This window comes from Paraburkholderia sediminicola (genome assembly GCF_046026675.1).
Lineage (GTDB): Bacteria > Pseudomonadota > Gammaproteobacteria > Burkholderiales > Burkholderiaceae > Paraburkholderia > Paraburkholderia sediminicola_F.
Map to the genome: position 1 here is coordinate 373,192 of NZ_JAQQEY010000001.1, position 19,830 is coordinate 393,021.

Sequence of the window (19,830 nt, forward strand, 5' to 3'; positions counted from 1 at the left end):
CGTATAGCTACAAAACTCAACGACGACAGTCGACAACGAGACAAGGATTGGAGGTGTCAATGGATGGGAATCCGTTTCTGAAGATTCAGCGCCTGGGACGCGCGCTGATGCTGCCGATTGCAGTGCTGCCGGTTGCCGGTTTGCTGCTGCGATTGGGCCAGCCCGATGTGTTCAACATCAAGATGATCGCCGACGCTGGCGGCGCGATCTTCGATAACCTGCCGTTGCTGTTCGCAATTGGTGTGGCGGTCGGCTTCGCGAAAGACAACAACGGCGTGGCAGGTCTCGCGGGTGCGATCGGTTATCTGATCGAAATCGCGGTGATGAAGGACATCAACGACAAGCTCAACATGGGCGTGTTGTCCGGGATCGTGGCGGGTATCGTCGCGGGCTTGCTGTACAACAAGTACAAAGACATCAAGCTGCCCGACTACCTCGCATTCTTCGGAGGGAAACGCTTCGTGCCGATTGTCACCGGCGTGGTCTGTCTGGTGATAGGCATTGTGTTCGGCTACGTATGGCAGCCGGTGCAAGGCGTCATCGATACAGCCGGCCATTGGCTGACCACTGCGGGTGCGCTCGGCGCGTTCGTGTTCGGCGTGCTGAACCGTTTGCTGCTCGTCACGGGGCTGCATCACATCCTTAATTCGCTGACGTGGTTCGTGTTTGGCACCTTCACGCCGCCGGGTGGCGTGGCGGTGACGGGTGACCTGCATCGCTTCTTCGCGGGCGACCCGACCGCGGGCACGTTCATGACGGGCTTCTTCCCGGTCATGATGTTCGGCCTGCCGGCCGCGTGTCTGGCGATGTATCACGAGGCACCGAAAGAGCGTCGCGCGATGGTGTTCGGCTTGCTGGCGTCGATGGCGCTCACCTCGTTCCTGACGGGTGTGACTGAGCCGATCGAATTCAGCTTCATGTTCCTCGCGCCGGTTCTGTATGCGATTCACGCGGTGCTGACGGGCTTGTCGCTGGCGATCTGCTCGGCGCTCGGGATTCATCTCGGCTTCACCTTCTCGGCTGGCTTTATCGACTACGTGCTGAACTACGGCCTGTCGACCAAGGGTTGGTGGGCGATTCCGATCGGCCTCGTGTACATGGTCGTGTACTACGGCTTGTTCCGCTTCTTCATCCGCAAGTTCAACATGGCAACGCCGGGTCGCGAACCTGCTGCCGAAGATGAACAGATCGAGTCGTTTGCGGCTGGTGGTTTTGTGTCGCCGGTGGCGGGCGCCGCCGTGCCGCGCGCACAGCGTTATATCGCCGCGTTGGGTGGCGCGTCGAACCTGTCGGTGGTGGATGCCTGCACGACGCGTCTGCGTCTGTCGGTGGTCGATTCCAACAAGGTCTCGGAAAGCGAACTGAAGACGATTGGTGCGCGTGGCGTGCTCAAACGCGGCTCGACCAACGTGCAGGTGATTATTGGACCGGAAGCGGACATCATCGCTGATGAAATTCGCACGGTGATCGCGCAGGGCGGTGGCGATGCGGTGAAGCCGGTGGCTGCAGTTGCGCCTGCTGTTGCTGCAAGCGGCGCTGAAGGCGGTCCGCTCGACCCGGATCCGTTGCGTTGGCTCGCCGTGTTCGGCGGCGCGGGCAACGTCGTGTCGCTGGATGCTGTGGCGGCAACGCGTCTTCGGATCGTGGTTCGCGATCCGTCGGCCGTTGATCGTCAACGTCTTGCTACGCTCGATACGGCGTGGGTTTCGGCCGACACGTTCCACATCGTCGTTGGCGACGCGGCGCAGCGCTATGCCGCACAACTGGCGACACGCCTGTCGCCCGATACGGGTGGCGGTACGGCGCCGCAGCCCGCGTAATGCAACGTTGAGGAGCGGCCTGCGCCGCTCCATGACTGCGCGTTTCTTCCGATGACGCAGCAATAGAAAAGCGGCACCTTGAATCAAGGTGCCGCTTTTGCGTTTACCGGCTTGAGCCTAACGGCGCGCGACCGGCAACGGATCCATCAACGTGCGTTCTGCTTACCCGCTTCCAAAGGCCGGCGCGTTTCCAGCCACATCACGTTGATAATGCCGAACGCCAACGCCACGCCAATGCCGAGAAGCCAACTGAAATACCACATCACAAACTCCCGTTATCCATATTCCTGATCAATACATTGAATGGTGATTTTCTTCGAGCGCCGCGGCGGTCACCTTGCCTCGCATCACGCGATACACCCAGCTCGTGTAGATCAGGACGATCGGCAGGAAAATGATCACGGCGATCAGCATGATCTGCAGCGTCATGCGACTCGAGGTCGAATCCCATGCGGTCAGGCTGCTGCGGCCGTCGAGCGAGGAGGGCATGATGAACGGGAACATCGAGAAGCCCGCGGTCAGGATCACGCCGATGATCATCAGCGAGGTCGACAGGAAGGCGCTCTTTTCAAAACGCGAGCGTGCCAGCAACAAGGCAAGCACGCCACCGACGAGGCCCGCCACCGGCGCAATCACCATCCACGGATAGTTTGCGTAGTTGGTGAGCCACAGGCCGGGCGCGCCGATCACGTTCTTCAGCAACGGGTTGGCAACGGTATCGAGCGGCGCGGCATCGACGATCTGATAGCCGCCGATCATCGTGGCGATCAGTGCACCGGCAAGCAGGAACAGCACCACGGCGGCGAGCGAAGCGATCCGCAGCGCCAGCGAAGCACGCGCGGCGACGATGTCGTCCGCCTTCATCTTCACGAAGGCTGCGCCGTGCGCGGCCAGCATCGACACGCTAACGAGCCCGCACAGTACGGCGAACGGGTTGAGCAGGGCGAAGAAACTGCCGTGATAGGTGACGCGCAGATCGGTGTCGAACGAGAACGGCACGCCTTGCAGCAGGTTGCCGAACGCCACGCCGAACACCAGCGCGGGGACGAAGCCGCCGACAAACAATGCCCAATCCCACGCGCTGCGCCAGCGCGGGTCTTCACGCTTGCTGCGGTAGTCGAAACCAACCGGTCGGAAGAATAGTGAAAACAACACCAGCAGCATCGCGAAGTAGAAACCGGAGAACGACGCGGCGTACACCAGCGGCCACGCGGCGAACATCGCGCCGCCCGCTGTGATGAGCCACACCTGATTGCCTTCCCACGTCGCGCCGACCGTGTTCACGACGATGCGCCGCTCGGCGTCGGTCCTGGCGATGAACGGCAGCAGAATCGCCGCGCCCATGTCGAAGCCGTCGGTGAGCGCGAAGCCGATCAGCAGTACGCCGATCAACACCCACCAGATCAGTTTGAGGGTTGCGTAATCCATGATGATCTTTCCCTTGGAACAGAGTGGCGGCGAATCATGCGGCCGTGTTGGTCGGTAGCGACTGATCCAGCGGCTGTTGTTGTTCGTGGTGATAGCGCCCCGTGTGCAGTGATGAAGGCCCGAGTCGCGCGTACTTGAACATCAGCATGATTTCGATGATGAACAGCACCGTGTAGAACACGACGAAGCCGGCAATGCTCAGGTACAGATCGCCCGGTGTCAGGCTCGAGGCGGACAATGCGGTCGGCAGAATGCCGGCAATGGTCCACGGTTGACGGCCCACTTCAGCGACGATCCAGCCGAATTCAGCAGCGAGCCACGGCAACGGAATCGCCCACACAGCCCAGCGCAGGAACCAGCGGCGTTTTTCCAGCAGCAGGGAGCGCTGCGCGCAAAACCAGAACGCCAGTACGAAGGTCGCAAGGAACAGGATGCCGAGGCCGACCATCAGGCGGAACGAGAAGAACACGGGCGCCACCGGCGGAATCGTCTTCTTGGCGGCCTGCACGATCTGATCCGGCGTGGCGTCGATGACGTTCGGGGTGAATTGTTTGAGCATCAGGCCGTAGCCGAGGTCCTCCTTGTGGGCGTCGAAGGCGGCCTTGACTTCGTCCGTGGCGTCGCCTTGTTTAAGCCGTTGTAGCGCAGCGTAGGCGAGCATGCCGTTCTTGATGCGCACTTCGTTCTGCGCCATCAGTTCTTTCAGACCCACCACCGGTTCGTCGATCGAGCGCGTGGCGATGAGGCCGAGCGCATACGGAATGCGGACCGCGTAATCGGTGCGCTCTTCCTTCTGGTTCGGAATGCCGATGATCGTAAAGGGCGCGGGGGCGGGCGCCGTTTCCCATTCGGACTCGATGGCGGCCAGCTTGACCTGCTGAACCTCGCCGGTGCGGTAGCCGGATTCGTCGCCGAGCACGATCACGCACAGTGTCGAGGCCAGACCGAAGCCGGCGGCGATAGCGAACGAGCGCAAGGCGAATTCGGTGTCGCGGCGCTTCAGCAGATACCACGACGACACACCGAGCACGAACATCGAAGCGGTTACGTAACCGGCCGATACGGTGTGCACGAACTTCACCTGCGCGACCGGATTGAACAGCACCGAGAAGATGCTGTCGAGTTCCATGCGCATGGTCTGGTAATTGAAGGTGGCGCCGACCGGGTTATTCATCCAGCCGTTGGCCACCAGAATCCACAGCGCCGACAGGTTCGAGCCGAGCGCGACGAGGAACGTGACCATTACGTGCTGCACTCTCGAGAGCCGCTTCCATCCGAAGAAGAACAGGCCGACGAAGGTCGACTCGAGGAAGAACGCCATCAACCCTTCAACGGCCAGCGGCACGCCGAAAATGTCGCCGACATAGTGCGAGTAGTACGACCAGTTGGTGCCGAACTGGAATTCCAGCGTGAGACCGGTGGTGACGCCCATCGCAAAGTTGATGCCGAACAGCTTGCCCCAGAACTGGGTCATGTCCTTGTAGATCTGCTTGCCGGTCATCACATAGACGGATTCCATGATGACCAGCAACCAGGACAGACCGAGCGTGAGCGGCACGAACAGAAAGTGATAAAGCGCCGTGATGGCGAACTGAAGGCGCGACAATTCTACGACTTCGCTAACGGGCATGTTGACCACCTTGGGACGGATGCGAGGCAGGCACGGACAGCAGCGCCTGCGCGACTTGTTCAGGCGGCAGCGACATATGCTCTGCCTGCGGATGATTGAAAAATGCGTACTTGAGCGCCATCAGCAGTGCGAATTTGATGGCGAGGACGATGGCGATATCCCGCGCCAGCGTCGGACCGCGCGCCCAGGCGGCGAGCCGTTTGCGCAGGCTCGAGCGAGGGTTGCTATTGCGATTCAGGGCTATGGTCATGATCGGTAGAAGGCAACTTCACACCGGTGAGTTCGGCTGGAACCAGGCTGCCTGAGCGGTCTGGCGAGTGCATCCCGATTCTAGGAGCAAGGACCTTGCGCGCGTAAGTTCGGCACTGCGGCATTGGGTCGCGAACGTCGCCCCGTGCGGACAGTATTGCTATGCGGGTTGTGATACGTCAAGAAACACGTGTTTGGCGGGCATGTTCTTGAGTGAGCGAGTGCGAGCGCGTTTGCGATTGAGCGCATGCATCGGCGAGTGGGCACAAAAAAGCCCTGCCTTCTTGCGAGGGCAGGGCTTTGCAGCTAAACAGTGCGCGCCAGACGAGCCGGCACCACTCAAGCTTTAAGTGTTACGCATATTCAGTCAACGCGCCGCGCATTTTCTTCATTGCGCTCGCCTCGATCTGGCGAATGCGTTCGGCCGACACGCCGAATTCGTCCGCCAGTTCGTGCAGCGTCGAGCCGCCCGAACCGTCGTCTTCCACCTTCAGCCAGCGTGCCTCGATGATGCGACGGCTGCGGGCATCCAGCGCGTCCAGCGCGCTCGCGATACCGTCGCTTTGCAGCTTGTCGCGTTGACGCGAAGCCAGCACGGCAGTCGGCTCGCTATGCGAATCGGCGAGGTAGGCGATCGGAGCGTACGACTCTTCACCGTCTTCGACCTGGCCTTCCAGCGCGATATCGCCGCCGGACAAGCGCGTTTCCATCTCAGCCACTTCTTCACGCTTCACGTTCAGCTCTTTGGCGAGACCTTCGATCTCGTCCGGCGTGAATGCGCCCAGGCCCTGCTTGTGGCTGCGCAGGTTGAAAAACAGCTTGCGCTGTGCTTTGGTGGTGGCGACCTTCACCATCCGCCAGTTGCGCAGAATGTATTCGTGGATCTCAGCCTTGATCCAGTGCATAGCGTACGACACGAGACGCACGTTTTGCTCGGGGTCAAAGCGCTTCACGGCCTTCATCAGGCCGATATTGCCTTCCTGGATCAGGTCGGCGTGCGGCAGTCCATAACCGAGGTAATTGCGCGCGATCGAGACGACCAGCCGCAGGTGCGACAGGACGAGGCGGCGTGCGGACTCAAGGTTGTCCTGCTCGCGAAATTCGGTGGCGAACTGGCGTTCTTCCGTCGGCGTCAGCATCGGAATCCGATTTACGGCCTGGATGTAGGCGTCGATATTGCCCAGTTGACCGGGCAGCAGCGAGGAATGCGAGAGCGCCAGCGCACCTGCCGAAGCGGCCTTAGCCGACGACGGGCTCAAAGTACTCGGAAGGGTCATTGCATGGCTCACGTAGGAAACTCCTTTGGAATCAGACAAAAGCGTGTTCAGTTAAAACGACTCCAGCGTTGGATGTTAGCACTCTGATTTGTCGAGTGCTAATACTTAGAGGCTGTAGGGGCATCCAAGTTCCGTAAATTCCTATTGAAATTTAGGTTTTGATAGCCATGAGATGGCAGGGCTGTCTCCCGCGTGCGCACCGTAGAATTTACCTAACGCATCCCTTTCGGTCTTATAAGTGACCGATTTTTTCCAAAACCGAAGTGACTAATTGCGGAAATTCGACATTCTTCAGACAATCCGTCTGATCAGGATTGTCTTTAGAATAGACGCAACAATTCGAAGGTAATCAACGTTCGACCAGGTCGGGTGTTCGATGAACAACAAAAAAAACGTTTGGCGTGGTCTGGCTCTAAAAGGTATTTCGGCGGCTTTGCTGCTTGCCGGCTCGGGACTAGCGGCAGCCGACCAGTTCGGCGTGCAGATCGCTGGCGGCCTCGGCGATCACCACATTAAAAAACTCGATCTCGGCCTGGTCTGGGATCCGAATCTGACATGGTGGCAGATCGGCGATTGGCACTTTTCGCTGATCGGCGAAGCGCACGTCGCCTGGTGGCATACCGACGAAGGGAATGTGCACGAAAACATCGGCGAGATCGGTGTGACGCCGATCATTCGCTTCATCGACGGAGCGGGTGCGATTCGCCCTTACATCGAGGCGGGCGCCGGTATCCGTCTTCTGTCGAGTCCGAGAATCTCTACTGACCTCACGCTCGCGACAGCGTTCCAGTTCGCCCCCACGGCGGGAGTCGGCCTGCAATTCGGCAGTCACCAGCAGTACGAGGCGGGCTACCGCTTCCAGCATATTTCCAATGGCGGTATCAAAGAGCCGAATCCTGGTATAAATTTCCACCAGCTATATTTGCAATATAACTTCTGACGACCGTGGCCACGTTCGGCTCACCGGTGCAAGGGGCTGAGCAATGGCGGCAAAGATAATCGAAGCGATTCGCGGGCTTGAGCGTGAGCGTTTCCGTGCGATGGTCGACGGCGACGGGCAGTCACTCGATAGGCTGCTCGCGGACAACGTGAGCTATGTCCATACGAACGGCAAGCGTGAAACGAAGCGACAGTTCATCGACGGCATTACAGCCGGGCGCCGCCGCTATCGGCAGATCGAGGTGCAGTCGCAAGAAGTGCTGCCGGTGGGGCGCGAGACTTGCATCGTCACCGGGCGCGCGCTGATCGAAATGGAAGCGAACAACGGCGCGCTGCTGTTTCCGATCGCGTACACGGCGATTCACACACAGGAAGATGGGCAATGGCGTCTAATCGCCTGGCAGGCGACGCGGTGCGCGATCGAGTGAGCCTTTTGAGCCCACTCCGTTTCGCCCGTCGCAGTTGGTGAGCGCCTTGTGAGCGCTCGAACGGCACGAGCAGGCGGGTTGCACCGCTCATGCTGAATTTGCCGCCCGGTGGGTCGACCAGGCGGGTTTTGATGCGGTTGCGCCGCCGCGAACGCGGTCCAAGCCGCGAGGGGCGGCTCCGCCCCGTCTCAAGTTATTCAGGCAGCTACGCGCTGCAGATCCTCATCGTTCCACACCGGCCGCTTTGCGGCATCACCCGCATACGGATGCCGCGGATGCACCGGAATCTGATTGCAGCGCTCGACCACGCGCCGCACCGCATCAATATCTGAAAAATCGAGGCCCGGGTCGACGCCCTGCGCGTCAAGGTTCATCGCGAGCGTAACGAGGTCCATGTTGCCGGTGCGCTCGCCATTGCCGAACAGACATCCTTCGACGCGATCCGCGCCCGCCAGCAGCGCCAGTTCCGTAGCGGCCACGGCGGTGCCGCGGTCGTTATGCGGATGCACCGACAGCACGATGCTGTCGCGATAGCTGAGATTGCGGTCCATCCATTCGATCTGGTCGGCGAACACGTTGGGTGTCGCGGCCTCGACGCTCGCGGGCAGGTTGACGATCATCTTGTGGTCGCGCGTGGGGCGCCATGTCTGCGCGACTGCGTCGCATACTTCGCGCGCGTAGGGGAGTTCGGTCGTGTTGAAGGTTTCGGGCGAATACTGGAACGTCCAGTGCGTGTCGGGCCGCGCCTGCGCATGTTCCTTGATGAGGCGCGTGCCTTCCACTGCCAATGCCTTGATCTGCTCCTTCGACTGGTTGAAGACGATCTTGCGAAACGACGGGCAGATCGCGTTGTACAGATGCACGATGGCGCGTGGCGCGCCCTCCAGCGATTCGAACGTGCGCGCAATCAGTTCGGCGCGTGAGGGCACGAACACTTCGATCATCACGTCGTCGGGAATGCGTTTTTCTTCGATCAGCTTGCGCACGAAATCGAAGTCGGTTTGCGAGGCCGACGGGAAACCGACTTCGATCTCCTTGAAGCCGATCGCCACCAACATCTCGAAGAATTCGAGCTTTTGCGCGGCATTCATCGGCTCGATGAGCGCCTGATTGCCGTCGCGCAGATCGGTGCTCATCCAGATCGGCGCGTGGTTGATCGTGCGGCTCGGCCATTTGCGCCCGGTGAGGCGCACTGCGGGAAAGGGACGGTATTTTTCAGCGGGATTGCGCAACATGAAATTGACCCTCGCGCTTCGTCCGAAGGGTAAACGGACGAACGCAAACGACTACAGGTTGTGAAGAACTACGGTCGGGGGGTGAAACGGGAACTGCTTTGAGGACCGCGCTTTGGGCAACTAATCCGGGTGATTCAGGTTGCCAACGCGCGGCGCTACGTCTGACTTACGCTAGACGTAGCGATAGGGGCCGCGCTAGGCGGCCGGAGGTAATTCGGAGGGTGTTCGGAAGGGAACGCATGGGTCTAATGTATGACGGCTCGCTGCGGCGTGTCAACCCGCGGCCGTCATCCTGGCGTGCGAGTGCAATGCCGCAAGCGTCGCGTCGCGTTGCGTTCGCGCCGCGCACGTCACACGGGCATTTTCGCGACGTCGACGATCAGCTCCACTTGCCGTTCGATCGCGCTCGGGACAGGTGCTTCGCCGCGCAACACGGCGTCGATCCACGCGGCTGTGGTCGAGGCGTCGCGAGCTTCGGGCAAGTCGACTTCAGGCGCATCGGGCGACGAGCGCTCGTGCGGTACACGCGTTTCGCAGATGCCGTCGTGCAGCCAATCCACTTGCACCTGGCGGCGCGTGTCGGCCACTGCTTCGCCTTCGGTGCCGCGCGCGAGCAGGGCGCCGCCCTCTGCGGCGGCCGGGTGCGTGTTGAACAGTTGGGTGAGACTGTCGCGATACGGCGGATGCGTGTAGTTCACGAGCCGCAGCCCGGCGGGCGCGAACGGCTGCAGAATTTTCACGAGCGTGTGCGTTGAATTGCGCACGCCCATCCGCCGACGTAGCGAGAGAAGATGCGCGAGCTTCGGCGCGAGCACTTCGATCGGTGCGAACGCCAGACGGCGCTCGGCGAGACCGTCTTCGATGTCGGCGTGCGATCGCGCGTGCGGGATCTGCAGATGTGTGAAGATTTCAGCGCTGGTCACGCGGCCCGGATCTTCCGTGACGCCATGCACCAGCACCGGCACACCTTCGCGTGCCAGCAGCAGCGCGAGCAGCGGCACCAGGTTGGGCTGCTTGCGCGCGCCATTGTAGGTGGGTATCGACACGGGTCGGAATGCCGCGTGCGGCAGATGAAGCGGTTCGAACGACGCTTGCGCGCCGGCCAGCATGGCGGCGAGTTCGTCGGCGGTTTCGCCTTTCACGCGATACGCGAGCAGCACGGCGCCGAGTTCGAGATCGGCCACGCGGCCGTCGAGCATCGCGGTGTAAAGCGTGCGCGTATCTTCAGCAGTCAGCGCGCGGGCGCCGTTCGGGCCACGGCCGATTTCCTTGATATAGCGGGCGCAGGGGAAAAAATTGGCGGTGTCGGCGGAGTCGGTCATCGGGCGCAGTGGGACGAGGGCGTGCCGCCTTGGGGCGGTCGGCCAGGGAATTCAAAGGACGCTATCCAGTGTGAGTATCGCATCTATAGCGGCCAGGCGGTCCGGCGGACCGGCGATCCCGCGAGACGATGCGGCGGGACAGCCAGTCCGCGCGTGCCGGTGCCGATCCGCTGCGCGGCGCTTTGCCGCGCGTTACACTCAATGTTTTATCGCCGCGTGGGCGCGGCACAATCCAAAAAACGGAGAACGGGATGAGTTACGTATTTGCACCCGCACCGGTCGTTGCGGTGCCGGTCGTGGGGTCCAGCGAGCAGTTCGCGGTGCGTCGCATCTACTGTGTGGGCCGCAACTACGAGGCGCACGCGCGTGAGATGGGGCACGATCCTGACCGCGAACCGCCGTTCTTCTTCGCCAAGCCGGCCGATGCCGTGCTGTATGTCGCGCCGGGTGCGACCGGCGAATTCCCTTATCCCTCGCAATCGAAGAACGTCCACTTCGAGATGGAGCTGGTGGCGGCGATCGGCAAAGGCGGCAAGAACATTCCGGCCGAAAGCGCACTCGACCACGTGTACGGTTACGCGCTCGGTCTCGACATGACACGCCGTGATCTGCAGGCCGAAGCGAAGAAGCTGGGCCGTCCCTGGGATACCGCGAAGGGTTTCGATCACTCGGCGCCGCTCGGTCCGATCCATCCGGTCACGACAGTCGGCCATGTCGGCAAGGGCGCGATCTGGTTATCGGTGAACGGCGAGGAAAAACAGAATTCGGACGTGTCGCAACTGATCTGGTCGGTGGCCGAGACGATCGCCTATCTGTCGACGCTGTTCGAACTGCAACCGGGCGATCTGATTTTCACCGGCACGCCGGAAGGCGTCGGCGCGGTGGTGCAGGGCGACCTTATGAAGGGTGGCGTGGACGGGCTCGGCGAGCTCAGCGTACGCGTCGTCTGAAGCGCGGTGGGAGGAGACACATAACATGAAGCTCTACAGCTATTTCCGGAGTTCGGCGTCCTATCGCGTGCGCATCGCGCTGAACCTGAAGAGTTTGCCGTACGACTATGTGCCGGTGCACCTCGTGCGCGACGGCGGCGAGCAACTGAAGCCCGAGTATCGCAAGGTGAATGTGGACGGCATCGTGCCCACGTTCGTCGACGGCAACGAAGTGATGCCGCAGTCGCTAGCGATCATCGAGTATCTGGAGGAAACGCATCCGGAGCCGCCGCTGTTGCCCGGCACGCCGGCCGAGCGCGCGTATGTGCGTTCGGTGGCGCTGCAGGTGGCATGCGAGATTCATCCGCTGAACAATCTGCGCGTGTTGAAATACCTGAAGCACACGCTGTGTGTCGACGACGACGCGAAAGACGCGTGGTACAAGCATTGGGTCGAAGCGGGCTTTGCGACGCTCGATACCCATCTGGCGGGCGATTCGCGCACCGGCAAGCTGTGTTTCGGCGACACGCCGACACTGGCTGACGCCTGTCTGATTCCACAGGTGTTCAACGCCCAGCGCTTCAAGGTGGATACGGCGAAGTTTCCGACGATTCAACGCATCTACGAGCACGCGATGCAGATCGACGCGTTCGCTCGTGCAGCGCCTGGTGTTCAGCCGGACGCGGAGTGACGCGATGGTTTGAATGGAAAAAGGGCGCTCGGAAGAGCGCCCTTTTTGCTTGTTCTGCGACGAACGTTGCTGTGTTCAACCGCCCAACAACGCGTCCGAAAACTCTTCCGCGCTGAACGGCTGCAAGTCCTCCACCTTTTCGCCGACGCCGATGAAGTACACCGGAATCGGACGCTGCCGCGCGATCGCCGCGAGAATGCCGCCCTTCGCCGTGCCGTCGAGTTTGGTGACGATCAGGCCGGTGAGGCCAAGCGCGTCGTCGAAGGCTTTCACTTGCGCGAGGGCGTTCTGGCCGGTGTTTGCGTCGATCACCAGCAGCACTTCATGCGGCGCGCCATCTTGCGCCTTGCCGATCACGCGCTTCACCTTGCGCAGTTCTTCCATCAGATGCAGCTGGGTCGGCAGACGGCCGGCCGTGTCCGCCATCATGACGTCGATCTTGCGAGCACGCGCAGCGCCAACCGCGTCGAAAATCACGGCCGCCGGGTCGCCGCTTTCCTGCGACACCACCGTCACGTTGTTGCGCTGGCCCCAGATTGCGAGCTGCTCGCGCGCGGCGGCGCGGAAGGTGTCGCCCGCAGCCAGCAGCACCGACTGTTCGAAGCTTTGCAGATGCTTGGCGAGCTTGCCGATGCTGGTGGTCTTGCCCGCACCGTTGACGCCCGCGATCATCATGACCAGCGGTTGCGCGCGGCCAAGCATCAGCGATTTTTCCAGCGGCTTGAGCAGGTCGATCAGCAGCGTGCGCAGCGCCGTTTTCACCTGCTGAGGATCGGTGAGGCGTTCGGTGCGCACTTTTTCGCGCAGCGATTCGAGCAGGAATTCGGTGGCTTCGACGCCCGCATCCGACATCAGCAGCGCCGTTTCGAGTTCTTCGTACAGATCCTCGTCGATCTTCGCGCCGACGAAAATACCGGTCAGGCTCGAACTCGTTTTCGACAGACCGGTCTTCAGGCGAGTGAGCCACGAGCGCTTCGCGTTCGCGTCCTGCATAGGCGGCGGGACGATTTCGACGGTTTCGAGCGCGGGTGCTTCGGCTTCGGGCTCATTGGCGGACGCCGCGGCAGCCGGCTGCGTATCGACGCGAACCGGAGCCACCGGCCGTGGCGTAGACGGCGCGACGGGCGCTTGCGGCACCTCTACGGCGGGCTCGGGCGCCGGGGTTTCCGGCGCCGTCGGCGATTCTTCTGGCGCGTTATCGGACTCTTTCGAACCCTTGAATCGTTTGAAAAAGCTGAACATGATCTGGCGTGGTGAGAGCGCGCGCCGATGCGCGCAGCCGGGACGGGCCCGTGGGAGCGGCAGGCAGCGTTGCGATGCGGGATGCAAGGCGCTGGAAGCCGCACATTTTATCAGGCGCGCCGCCACCCGTCGTATTGGCCGAACGGCCAGGCTGGACGCCAGGCGCCCCTGTGGTAACGTTGGCGCTCCGGTCCGCACGCATCGGCGTCGCGGGCGCCCTTATAACGTAATCGAAACTGCATGCCCCGTACTGCTCCCTCACGCGCCCACGGCGCTTCGTCCAAAGGCGGCAAGCCGCACGCCATCCGTATCATCGGCGGCGACTGGAAGCGCACGCCGCTACCCGTGCTCGACCTCGACGGCCTGCGCCCCACGCCCGACCGCGTGCGCGAAACGCTGTTCAACTGGCTTGGCCAACGGTTGGACGGCCAGCGCTGCCTCGATCTGTTCGCCGGTAGCGGCGCGCTCGGCTTCGAAGCTGCCTCGCGCGGCGCTGCGCGGGTGTTGATGGTCGAGCGCAATGCACGGGCCGCCAGCCAGCTGCGCGCGAACCAGGAACGCCTGGGGGCGCGTACGATCGAAATCGCGGAAGCTGACGGCTTGCGCCTCGCGGCGAGTCTCGCCCCCGGATCGTTCGAGGTGGTTTTCCTCGATCCGCCGTTCGACGGCGATCTGCTCGACAAGGCGCTCGCTCTGGCCGTGCCGCTGCTGAGCCCGGAAGGTTTTCTGTACGTGGAAGCAGGCGATGCGCTCGAGCTGGATGGGAACGAGACGCTCGCCGGTTGGGAAATCGTGCGGCAAGGCAAAGCGGGCGCTGTCCACTTTCATTTGCTGCAGCGCGAAAATAAGGAATAATGCGCGTTCCAAAACAAGCTGCGGACGGTTACCGTCACGCGTGCGGTCGGTGCCAAATGCGTCACGTGGACGCTTTGACGTGCCCTTTTGTCTGAAGAGAGGAGAAGTCTCATGGTAGTCGCCGTGTACCCGGGCACGTTCGACCCGCTGACGCGCGGTCACGAAGACCTCGTTCGACGCGCGTCGAGCATTTTCGACACGCTGGTGGTGGGCGTTGCCGACAGCCGCAACAAGAAGCCGTTCTTTACGCTGACAGAGCGTCTCGACATCGCCCATGAAGTGCTCGGGCATTACCCGAACGTTCAGGTGATGAGCTTCAAAGGGCTATTGAAAGACTTTGTCCGCAGCAATAACGCTCGGGTGATCGTGCGCGGCCTGCGTGCCGTCTCGGACTTCGAATATGAGTTCCAGATGGCCGGCATGAACCGCTATCTGCTGCCGGACGTCGAAACCATGTTCATGACGCCGTCCGATCAATACCAGTTCATCTCCGGAACCATCGTGCGTGAAATCGCGCAACTGGGCGGCGACGTCAGCAAGTTTGTGTTCCCGTCGGTCGAAAAATGGCTGAAGGAGAAGGTTGCCGCGCTGGATCCGGATGATGGTATCTCGGCGGGACAACCGTAACCGGCGTAAACTGTCGGGTTGACGGATCAAAGCTGGCTTCGGCCGGCGCGAAGTGAGAGAAGTATGGCCTTGATGATTACCGACGAGTGCATCAATTGCGACGTGTGCGAGCCTGAGTGCCCGAACGACGCGATTTCGATGGGCCCGGAAATCTACGTGATCGACCCGAAGAAATGCACCGAGTGTGTCGGCCATTTCGACGAACCGCAGTGTATTCAGGTGTGCCCGGTCGAGTGTATTCCACGCGATCCCGAGCATCTTGAATCGGCGGAAGGTCTGATGGCGAAGTATCACGCGCTGCAGGCTGCGAAGGGTGCGTGAAAATTGACTGATGGAAAACGGCGAGGCGTCTGCCTCGCCGTTTTCTTTTGCGGCAACGCAGTGTGTCTGTGGCGCGCGAGCTTGTCCCGATCGCTCGCTATCCCATCGTCACCCGACGTAAGCGCTGAAAATATCGCGCAGCGCATCCAGCAGAATGTCGCATTCGGCGTCGGTGCCGACCGAGATTCGCAGATGCTGGTCGATTCGCGCCGCCTTGAAGTGGCGCACGAAAATCTCCTTTTCCCTTAGCCGTGCCACGAGCGTCGCTGCGTCGTAGCCTTCGTGACGCGCGAATAGCAGATTCGCTGCCGATGGCACCACCTCGAAGCCCAGTGCCGTCAAACCGGCTGCCAACCGCTCACGGCTCGCAATCACTTTGGCGCAGGTGTCGCGGAACCATGCATCGTCCTCATATGCAGCGACGGCCGCGACTTGCGCCAGGCGGTCGAGCGGATACGAGTTGAAGCTATCCTTAACGCGGTTCAGTGCGTCGATCAGTTCCGGATTGCCCAATGCGAAGCCGACTCGCATGCCGGCCAGCGAACGCGACTTCGATACCGTGTGTATCACCAGCAGGTTGGGATAGCGGTCGATCAGCGTGATGGCCGATTCAGCACCGAAATCGACATAGGCCTCATCGATCACCACGACCGAATCGGTGTTTCTTGCCATGAGACGCTCGATATCGGCGAGCGGCAGCGGTCGTCCAGTCGGTGCGTTCGGGTTCGGGAATAGGACGCCGCCGTTAGGCGCCGTGTAGTCGTCGACATTAATGGCGAAGCTGTCGTCGAGTGCGATGGTTCGATAGTCGACTTCAAACAGCCGTGCGTACGTCGGGTAGAAGCTGTATGTGATATCCGGAAACAGCAACGGTTTGTCATGCTTCAGCAATGCCTGAAAGGTGAGCGCGAGCACTTCGTCCGAGCCGTTGCCCGCGAACACCTGTTCCGGGCGAATGCCGTGGTATGCGGCTACCGTTTCGCGTAACTTGCGCGCGGTCGGGTCGGGATAGCGCCGCAGCGACTCGCCCGCGTCGCCCAGTTCCTGCCGGATCGCTTCGCGCACGCGCGGCGACGGCGGATAGGGATTCTCGTTGGTGTTCAGCTTGACCGGATGCGCAACCACGGGCTGCTCGCCCGGCACATACGGCGTCAGACGGTGGACGATGTCACTCCAGTAGCGGCTCAAGCGATTTCTCCTGTCGATGGCGATACGGGCGATACGGGCAGGGCCCGCTTAGGGATTGCGGTGCAGTTGCATCATCGCCCGCTCGAGCTCGCCTTTGATGACCTGCGGCATTACCGCCAACGCACGTTCGATCGACGCATCGATTACGTCCTGCTCTTCACGCCGCGGCGGTTTCAGCACGTAATTGGCGACGTCCGGCTTGGCGCCGGCACGCGCGCTTTCGGGAATCAGGTCGCGCGGATGACCGATGCCGATCCGCAGCCGCCAATACTGTTGCGATGACAGATGCGCAGTGATGTCCTTCAGCCCATTATGGCCGCCGCTGCCGCCACCGAGCTTCAGCTTGACGCTGCCCGGTGGCATATCGAGCTCGTCGTGCGCGACCAGAATTTCGTCCGGAAGAATCTTGAAGAACTGCGCGACAGCCACAACTGACTGCCCCGAGCGGTTCATATATGTTTGCGGTTGCAGCAGATGCACTTCTTCGCCGTGAAGCCGAGCCTTCGCGTAGAAACCGTGAAAGCGCCGCTCGTCGCGTAGCGTCGTGCCTGCTTCGTGCGCCAGTTGATCGACCAGCCAGAAGCCGGCATTGTGGCGCGTCGCGGTGTATTCAGCGCCCGGATTGCCGAGCCCGACGATCAGCTTGATCATGATTGCGTAGGTCCATCTGGCCTCGGCGTCGAGCGCGGCCGAGCCGAAAAAACCGAAAAAAAACCCGCCGGGGAGAACCTCGGCGGGTCACATCGACCGTTTCATTGAAACGGATCGAGAGGATTGCTTGCTCAGCGCCAGGAAGGCCCTTAGGCAGCCGGCGTTTCGCCTTCGCCTGCAGCAGCAGCGGCGTCGCCTTCAGCGATTGCGCCAGCCGGGATCGTTGCCGATGCGATGACCGGGTTTTCTGCGTCAACGTGAGCAACCAGTGCAACGCCTGCCGGCAGGACGATGTCCTTGGCGTGCAGCGAGTGTCCAGCTTCGATCGTCGCCAGGTCAACTTCGAGGAATTCCGGCAGTACCGACGGCAGGCACTCGATTTCGATTTCGTTGAGGACGTGCGAGATCACCGCGCTCGACAGCTTCACTGCCGGGTTGGTTTCCTGGTTCATGAAGTGCAGCGGCACCTTGGTGTGCAGCTTCTTCTTCGCGTCGACACGTTGGAAGTCCACGTGCAGCACGAGCTGACGGAACGGGTGGTATTGCACGTCGCGCAGCAGAACCTGTTGCGACTTGCCTGCCACTTCCAGCTCGAGGATCGACGAGTGGAAAACTTCTTTCTTCAGCGCGTGCCAGAGTGCGTTGTGGTCCAGTTCGACCAATTGCGTTTCAGCACCAGCGCCATATACGATACCCGGGGTCTTACCCGAGATACGCAGGCGGCGGCTCGCACCCGTACCTTGCAAGGAACGCTCGAAAGCGACTACTTTCATGTTGAATCTCCAATGCACTGCCCGCGACCAGGCAGTAAAAACGGGGCCTCCAAGCCATTACGGCTGAGGCCCCAGAGCGATGGCACGAACCTTCGTTCGTTCATGCCAATTGTGCAAAAGTGCCGCGTGCGGTACTGCTATGCGCGCTGCGCCTTCGCAAATACTTAACTTTCAGCGAACAGCGACATCACCGAATCGCCGCGGCGAATCCGCGAGAACGTTTCGGCGAGCAGGCCGGCGCTGGTCAGCGAACGGATCTTGGCGCACGAGCGGGCTTCTTCGCCGAGCGGGATCGTATCGGTAACAACGAGTTCGTCGAGTGCCGAAGCTGCGATACGCTCGCCTGCACCGCCCGACAGAACCGGATGGGTAGCGTAAGCGAACACCTGCATCGCACCGCGTTCCTTCAAAACCTGAGCTGCCTTGCAGAGCGTGCCTGCGGTGTCGACCATGTCGTCCATGATCACGCAGGTGCGCCCTTCGACTTCACCGATGATGTTCATCACTTCGGCAACGTTCGCCTTCGGGCGGCGTTTGTCGATGATCGCGAGATCGCAATTCAGTTGCTTGGCCAATGCACGGGCACGCACCACGCCGCCGACGTCCGGCGAAACGACCAGCAGGTTCTCGTAGTTCTGCTTGCGCAGATCGCCGAGCAGCACGGGCGTAGCGTAGATATTGTCGACCGGGATGTCGAAGAAGCCTTGAATCTGGTCGGCGTGCAGATCCATCGTAATGATCCGCTCGACGCCGGCGATTTCCAGCATGTTCGCCACGATCTTCGCCGAGATGGCGACGCGCGCCGAACGCGGGCGTCGATCTTGACGGGCATAACCGAAGTAGGGGATGGCTGCGGTGATCCGGCCTGCGGATGCGCGCTTGAGCGCATCGACCATGATCATCAATTCCATCAGATTGTCATTCGCCGGCGCGCAGGTGGACTGCAGGACGAAGACATCCTTGCCACGCACGTTTTCCTGAATCTCGACCTGGATTTCGCCGTCCGAGAAACGGCTAACCATTGCTTTGCCGAGGGGAATACCGAGAATTTTGACGACTTCCTGTGCAAGCGCGGGATTTGCGTTGCCAGTAAAAACCATCAGGCCGTCATGGCTGCTCATCGTGCACCTACTTCAGGCTGGGGGCGAGGGAAATGCGAGAAATTTTGGCAGGGGAGGAAGGAGTCGAACCTTCGAATGCCGGAATCAAAATCCGGTGCCTTAACCAACTTGGCGACTCCCCTACACTAACTTTGAGCTTCACCGAACGAGGGAACGTTCGACGATGCAAAAACTTATGACGCGAAAGTAAAGAGTGGATGCTGATCGAGACTTGCAGTTACTGCGCTGTTCCATTCGCCGGGCAGTTTGGCTTGCGCCGCTTCTGCTTCAGCTTTGCTACGGAACGCTGCAAATACACTTGCACCTGATCCAGACATCCGCGCTGGTGCAATGTTCTCAAACCATCGCAGCACTTGCGCTACTTCCGCGTATTTTCCCACGACAACCTGCTGCATGTCATTGCGGCCGAAACTTTCTGGCCATTCAGTGTTGCAGCTAAGTTCTGCAGGAAAGTCCGTAATTATGAGAGGTTTCGAATCTCTTGTCAACGTTTTTTCGGAAAAAATCGCTGCAGTTGGAACGTGAACCCTCGGTGTCACCACCAGGAAATGGCGCGGCGGCAATTGTACAACGTCTAAAGTCTCTCCGACACCCTGTGCGAACGCATTTTTCCCAAAAACAAAAAACGGCACGTCCGCGCCGAGTTTCAACGCCAGCGCCTGCAACTCCAGCCGTGGCAAATCGAGCTTCCAGAGACGGTTCAGCGCGAGCAGCGTGGTGGCTGCATCGGAGCTGCCGCCGCCCAAGCCCGCGCCCATCGGCAGGCGCTTGTCGATTTCGATATCGACACCCGCGGGCGAGCCGGTATGTGCCTTCAGGAGCGTTGCTGCGCGCACGGTGAGATCGTGCTCCGGCGGCACGTCGGCGATCTCGGTGCTGCGCGTGATGAGGCCGTCGTCACGCAGCTTGAAGTGCAGGATGTCGCCCCAGTCGAGCAACTGGAAGACGGTTTGCAGCGTGTGATAGCCGTCCGGCCTGCGGCCGGTGATGTGAAGGAAGAGGTTCAGTTTCGCTGGCGCGAGGCAATCGCGCAGCGAATCGGTCGTTTCAATCATGAGTCAGGGCTACATGCGCCATAGCGGCGCCGAAGAAGCGGCAAGGGTT

At 61.0% G+C, this 19,830-nt stretch carries 20 protein-coding genes, 1 tRNA gene and 1 pseudogene; 8 read left to right on the forward strand and 14 right to left on the reverse strand.

Annotated elements, in window-relative coordinates; genetic code table 11:
* Positions 1–59: 59 nt before the first annotated feature.
* Entirely contained in the window at positions 60–1,820 is a 1,761-nt protein-coding gene (gene nagE / locus PQQ86_RS01645) for an N-acetylglucosamine-specific PTS transporter subunit IIBC (protein ID WP_408264403.1), read from the forward strand.
* Between the two features lie 146 nt (positions 1,821–1,966).
* Here nagE and cydX read toward each other — a convergent pair whose 3' ends face one another.
* The 5 genes from cydX to rpoH form a co-directional block, all read right to left on the reverse strand.
* Positions 1,967–2,083: a cytochrome bd-I oxidase subunit CydX gene (gene cydX, locus PQQ86_RS01650; RefSeq protein WP_097391216.1), complete on the reverse strand. Its 117-nt coding sequence runs from the start codon at positions 2,081–2,083 to the stop codon at positions 1,967–1,969.
* A 28-nt stretch (positions 2,084–2,111) separates the two neighbouring features.
* Positions 2,112–3,248 carry a cytochrome d ubiquinol oxidase subunit II gene (gene cydB / locus PQQ86_RS01655; RefSeq protein ID WP_408264405.1) on the reverse strand — a complete coding sequence of 379 codons (1,137 nt, stop codon included), beginning with the start codon at positions 3,246–3,248 and terminating at the stop codon, positions 2,112–2,114.
* Between the two features lie 34 nt (positions 3,249–3,282).
* Positions 3,283–4,878, reverse strand: a complete 1,596-nt coding sequence (locus tag PQQ86_RS01660; RefSeq protein ID WP_408264407.1) for a cytochrome ubiquinol oxidase subunit I — start codon at positions 4,876–4,878, stop codon at positions 3,283–3,285.
* The gene (gene cydP / locus PQQ86_RS01665; protein ID WP_054035787.1) at positions 4,868–5,128 is read right to left on the reverse strand and encodes a cytochrome oxidase putative small subunit CydP; all 261 of its coding nucleotides are present in this window, start codon (positions 5,126–5,128) and stop codon (positions 4,868–4,870) included. Before cydP ends, PQQ86_RS01660 begins: the two co-directional genes overlap by 11 nt.
* Before the next feature lie 352 nt (positions 5,129–5,480).
* A complete protein-coding gene (gene rpoH, locus PQQ86_RS01670) occupies positions 5,481–6,416 on the reverse strand; it encodes an RNA polymerase sigma factor RpoH (protein ID WP_408264410.1) in 936 nt (311 codons plus the stop codon).
* A 364-nt stretch (positions 6,417–6,780) separates the two neighbouring features.
* Here rpoH and PQQ86_RS01675 point away from each other — a divergent pair, with 364 nt between their 5' ends.
* Together PQQ86_RS01675 and PQQ86_RS01680 are read left to right on the forward strand one after the other, a co-directional pair.
* The gene (locus PQQ86_RS01675) at positions 6,781–7,344 is read left to right on the forward strand and encodes an acyloxyacyl hydrolase (RefSeq protein ID WP_408264412.1); all 564 of its coding nucleotides are present in this window, start codon (positions 6,781–6,783) and stop codon (positions 7,342–7,344) included.
* Positions 7,345–7,387: 43 nt separating this feature from the next.
* Positions 7,388–7,771, forward strand: coding sequence for a nuclear transport factor 2 family protein (locus tag PQQ86_RS01680; RefSeq protein WP_408264414.1), 384 nt, complete (start codon positions 7,388–7,390; stop codon positions 7,769–7,771).
* Between the two features lie 251 nt (positions 7,772–8,022).
* Here the strand turns inward: PQQ86_RS01680 and PQQ86_RS01685 are convergent.
* Positions 8,023–9,006, reverse strand: a pseudogene (locus tag PQQ86_RS01685) (2-isopropylmalate synthase); the annotation flags it as partial.
* A gap of 350 nt (positions 9,007–9,356) precedes the next feature.
* Positions 9,357–10,328, reverse strand: a complete 972-nt coding sequence (gene ybiB / locus PQQ86_RS01690) for a DNA-binding protein YbiB (RefSeq protein WP_408264416.1) — start codon at positions 10,326–10,328, stop codon at positions 9,357–9,359.
* Between the two features lie 251 nt (positions 10,329–10,579).
* Between ybiB and PQQ86_RS01695 the strand changes: the two genes are divergently transcribed.
* Both PQQ86_RS01695 and maiA read left to right on the forward strand, forming a co-directional pair.
* Positions 10,580–11,278: a fumarylacetoacetate hydrolase family protein gene (locus PQQ86_RS01695; protein WP_159004998.1), complete on the forward strand. Its 699-nt coding sequence runs from the start codon at positions 10,580–10,582 to the stop codon at positions 11,276–11,278.
* Positions 11,279–11,303: 25 nt separating this feature from the next.
* Positions 11,304–11,948 (forward strand): maleylacetoacetate isomerase, encoded by a 645-nt coding sequence (maiA, locus tag PQQ86_RS01700; protein ID WP_408264418.1) that lies wholly within the window; start codon positions 11,304–11,306, stop codon positions 11,946–11,948.
* A gap of 75 nt (positions 11,949–12,023) precedes the next feature.
* On the opposite strand, the gene ftsY is transcribed toward maiA, so the two are convergent.
* Positions 12,024–13,190, reverse strand: a complete 1,167-nt coding sequence (ftsY, locus tag PQQ86_RS01705; RefSeq protein ID WP_408264420.1) for a signal recognition particle-docking protein FtsY — start codon at positions 13,188–13,190, stop codon at positions 12,024–12,026.
* 240 nt (positions 13,191–13,430) lie between these two features.
* On the opposite strand from ftsY, the gene rsmD reads away from it, so the two are divergent.
* The 3 genes from rsmD to PQQ86_RS01720 all read left to right on the forward strand — a co-directional run bounded on the left by rsmD (position 13,431) and on the right by PQQ86_RS01720 (position 14,993).
* On the forward strand, positions 13,431–14,045 hold the full coding sequence (rsmD, locus tag PQQ86_RS01710; RefSeq protein ID WP_408264422.1) for a 16S rRNA (guanine(966)-N(2))-methyltransferase RsmD: 615 nt from the start codon (positions 13,431–13,433) through the stop codon (positions 14,043–14,045).
* A gap of 111 nt (positions 14,046–14,156) precedes the next feature.
* On the forward strand, positions 14,157–14,672 hold the full coding sequence (gene coaD / locus PQQ86_RS01715; RefSeq protein WP_408264424.1) for a pantetheine-phosphate adenylyltransferase: 516 nt from the start codon (positions 14,157–14,159) through the stop codon (positions 14,670–14,672).
* Between the two features lie 63 nt (positions 14,673–14,735).
* Complete coding sequence (locus PQQ86_RS01720) at positions 14,736–14,993, forward strand: YfhL family 4Fe-4S dicluster ferredoxin (RefSeq protein WP_093643699.1); 258 nt, start codon at positions 14,736–14,738, stop codon at positions 14,991–14,993.
* 108 nt (positions 14,994–15,101) lie between these two features.
* On the opposite strand, the gene hisC is transcribed toward PQQ86_RS01720, so the two are convergent.
* From hisC to ispE, 6 genes are all read right to left on the reverse strand, one after another.
* On the reverse strand, positions 15,102–16,181 hold the full coding sequence (hisC, locus tag PQQ86_RS01725) for a histidinol-phosphate transaminase (protein ID WP_408264426.1): 1,080 nt from the start codon (positions 16,179–16,181) through the stop codon (positions 15,102–15,104).
* 48 nt (positions 16,182–16,229) lie between these two features.
* A complete protein-coding gene (gene pth, locus PQQ86_RS01730) occupies positions 16,230–16,832 on the reverse strand; it encodes an aminoacyl-tRNA hydrolase (RefSeq protein WP_408264428.1) in 603 nt (200 codons plus the stop codon).
* A gap of 149 nt (positions 16,833–16,981) precedes the next feature.
* Positions 16,982–17,605, reverse strand: a complete 624-nt coding sequence (locus PQQ86_RS01735) for a 50S ribosomal protein L25/general stress protein Ctc (protein WP_408264430.1) — start codon at positions 17,603–17,605, stop codon at positions 16,982–16,984.
* 164 nt (positions 17,606–17,769) lie between these two features.
* Complete coding sequence (locus tag PQQ86_RS01740; RefSeq protein ID WP_408264432.1) at positions 17,770–18,726, reverse strand: ribose-phosphate pyrophosphokinase; 957 nt, start codon at positions 18,724–18,726, stop codon at positions 17,770–17,772.
* A 45-nt stretch (positions 18,727–18,771) separates the two neighbouring features.
* Positions 18,772–18,848, reverse strand: a tRNA-Gln gene (locus tag PQQ86_RS01745).
* A gap of 51 nt (positions 18,849–18,899) precedes the next feature.
* Positions 18,900–19,781, reverse strand: a complete 882-nt coding sequence (ispE, locus tag PQQ86_RS01750; RefSeq protein ID WP_408264433.1) for a 4-(cytidine 5'-diphospho)-2-C-methyl-D-erythritol kinase — start codon at positions 19,779–19,781, stop codon at positions 18,900–18,902.
* Positions 19,782–19,830 lie beyond the last annotated feature (49 nt).

Coding starts and splice junctions, on each gene's coding strand:
- nagE (WP_408264403.1), top strand. CDS start 60: ATGGATGGGAATCCGTTTCTGAAGATTCAGCGCCTGGGACGCGCGCTG.
- cydP (WP_054035787.1), bottom strand. CDS start 5,128: ATGACCATAGCCCTGAATCGCAATAGCAACCCTCGCTCGAGCCTGCGC.
- PQQ86_RS01740 (WP_408264432.1), bottom strand. CDS start 18,726: ATGAGCAGCCATGACGGCCTGATGGTTTTTACTGGCAACGCAAATCCC.
- cydX (WP_097391216.1), bottom strand. CDS start 2,083: ATGTGGTATTTCAGTTGGCTTCTCGGCATTGGCGTGGCGTTGGCGTTC.
- rsmD (WP_408264422.1), top strand. CDS start 13,431: ATGCCCCGTACTGCTCCCTCACGCGCCCACGGCGCTTCGTCCAAAGGC.
- PQQ86_RS01675 (WP_408264412.1), top strand. CDS start 6,781: ATGAACAACAAAAAAAACGTTTGGCGTGGTCTGGCTCTAAAAGGTATT.
- PQQ86_RS01680 (WP_408264414.1), top strand. CDS start 7,388: ATGGCGGCAAAGATAATCGAAGCGATTCGCGGGCTTGAGCGTGAGCGT.
- ispE (WP_408264433.1), bottom strand. CDS start 19,781: ATGATTGAAACGACCGATTCGCTGCGCGATTGCCTCGCGCCAGCGAAA.
- PQQ86_RS01735 (WP_408264430.1), bottom strand. CDS start 17,605: ATGAAAGTAGTCGCTTTCGAGCGTTCCTTGCAAGGTACGGGTGCGAGC.
- pth (WP_408264428.1), bottom strand. CDS start 16,832: ATGATCAAGCTGATCGTCGGGCTCGGCAATCCGGGCGCTGAATACACC.
- maiA (WP_408264418.1), top strand. CDS start 11,304: ATGAAGCTCTACAGCTATTTCCGGAGTTCGGCGTCCTATCGCGTGCGC.
- PQQ86_RS01660 (WP_408264407.1), bottom strand. CDS start 4,878: ATGCCCGTTAGCGAAGTCGTAGAATTGTCGCGCCTTCAGTTCGCCATC.
- cydB (WP_408264405.1), bottom strand. CDS start 3,248: ATGGATTACGCAACCCTCAAACTGATCTGGTGGGTGTTGATCGGCGTA.
- PQQ86_RS01695 (WP_159004998.1), top strand. CDS start 10,580: ATGAGTTACGTATTTGCACCCGCACCGGTCGTTGCGGTGCCGGTCGTG.
- PQQ86_RS01720 (WP_093643699.1), top strand. CDS start 14,736: ATGGCCTTGATGATTACCGACGAGTGCATCAATTGCGACGTGTGCGAG.
- ftsY (WP_408264420.1), bottom strand. CDS start 13,190: ATGTTCAGCTTTTTCAAACGATTCAAGGGTTCGAAAGAGTCCGATAAC.
- ybiB (WP_408264416.1), bottom strand. CDS start 10,328: ATGACCGACTCCGCCGACACCGCCAATTTTTTCCCCTGCGCCCGCTAT.
- coaD (WP_408264424.1), top strand. CDS start 14,157: ATGGTAGTCGCCGTGTACCCGGGCACGTTCGACCCGCTGACGCGCGGT.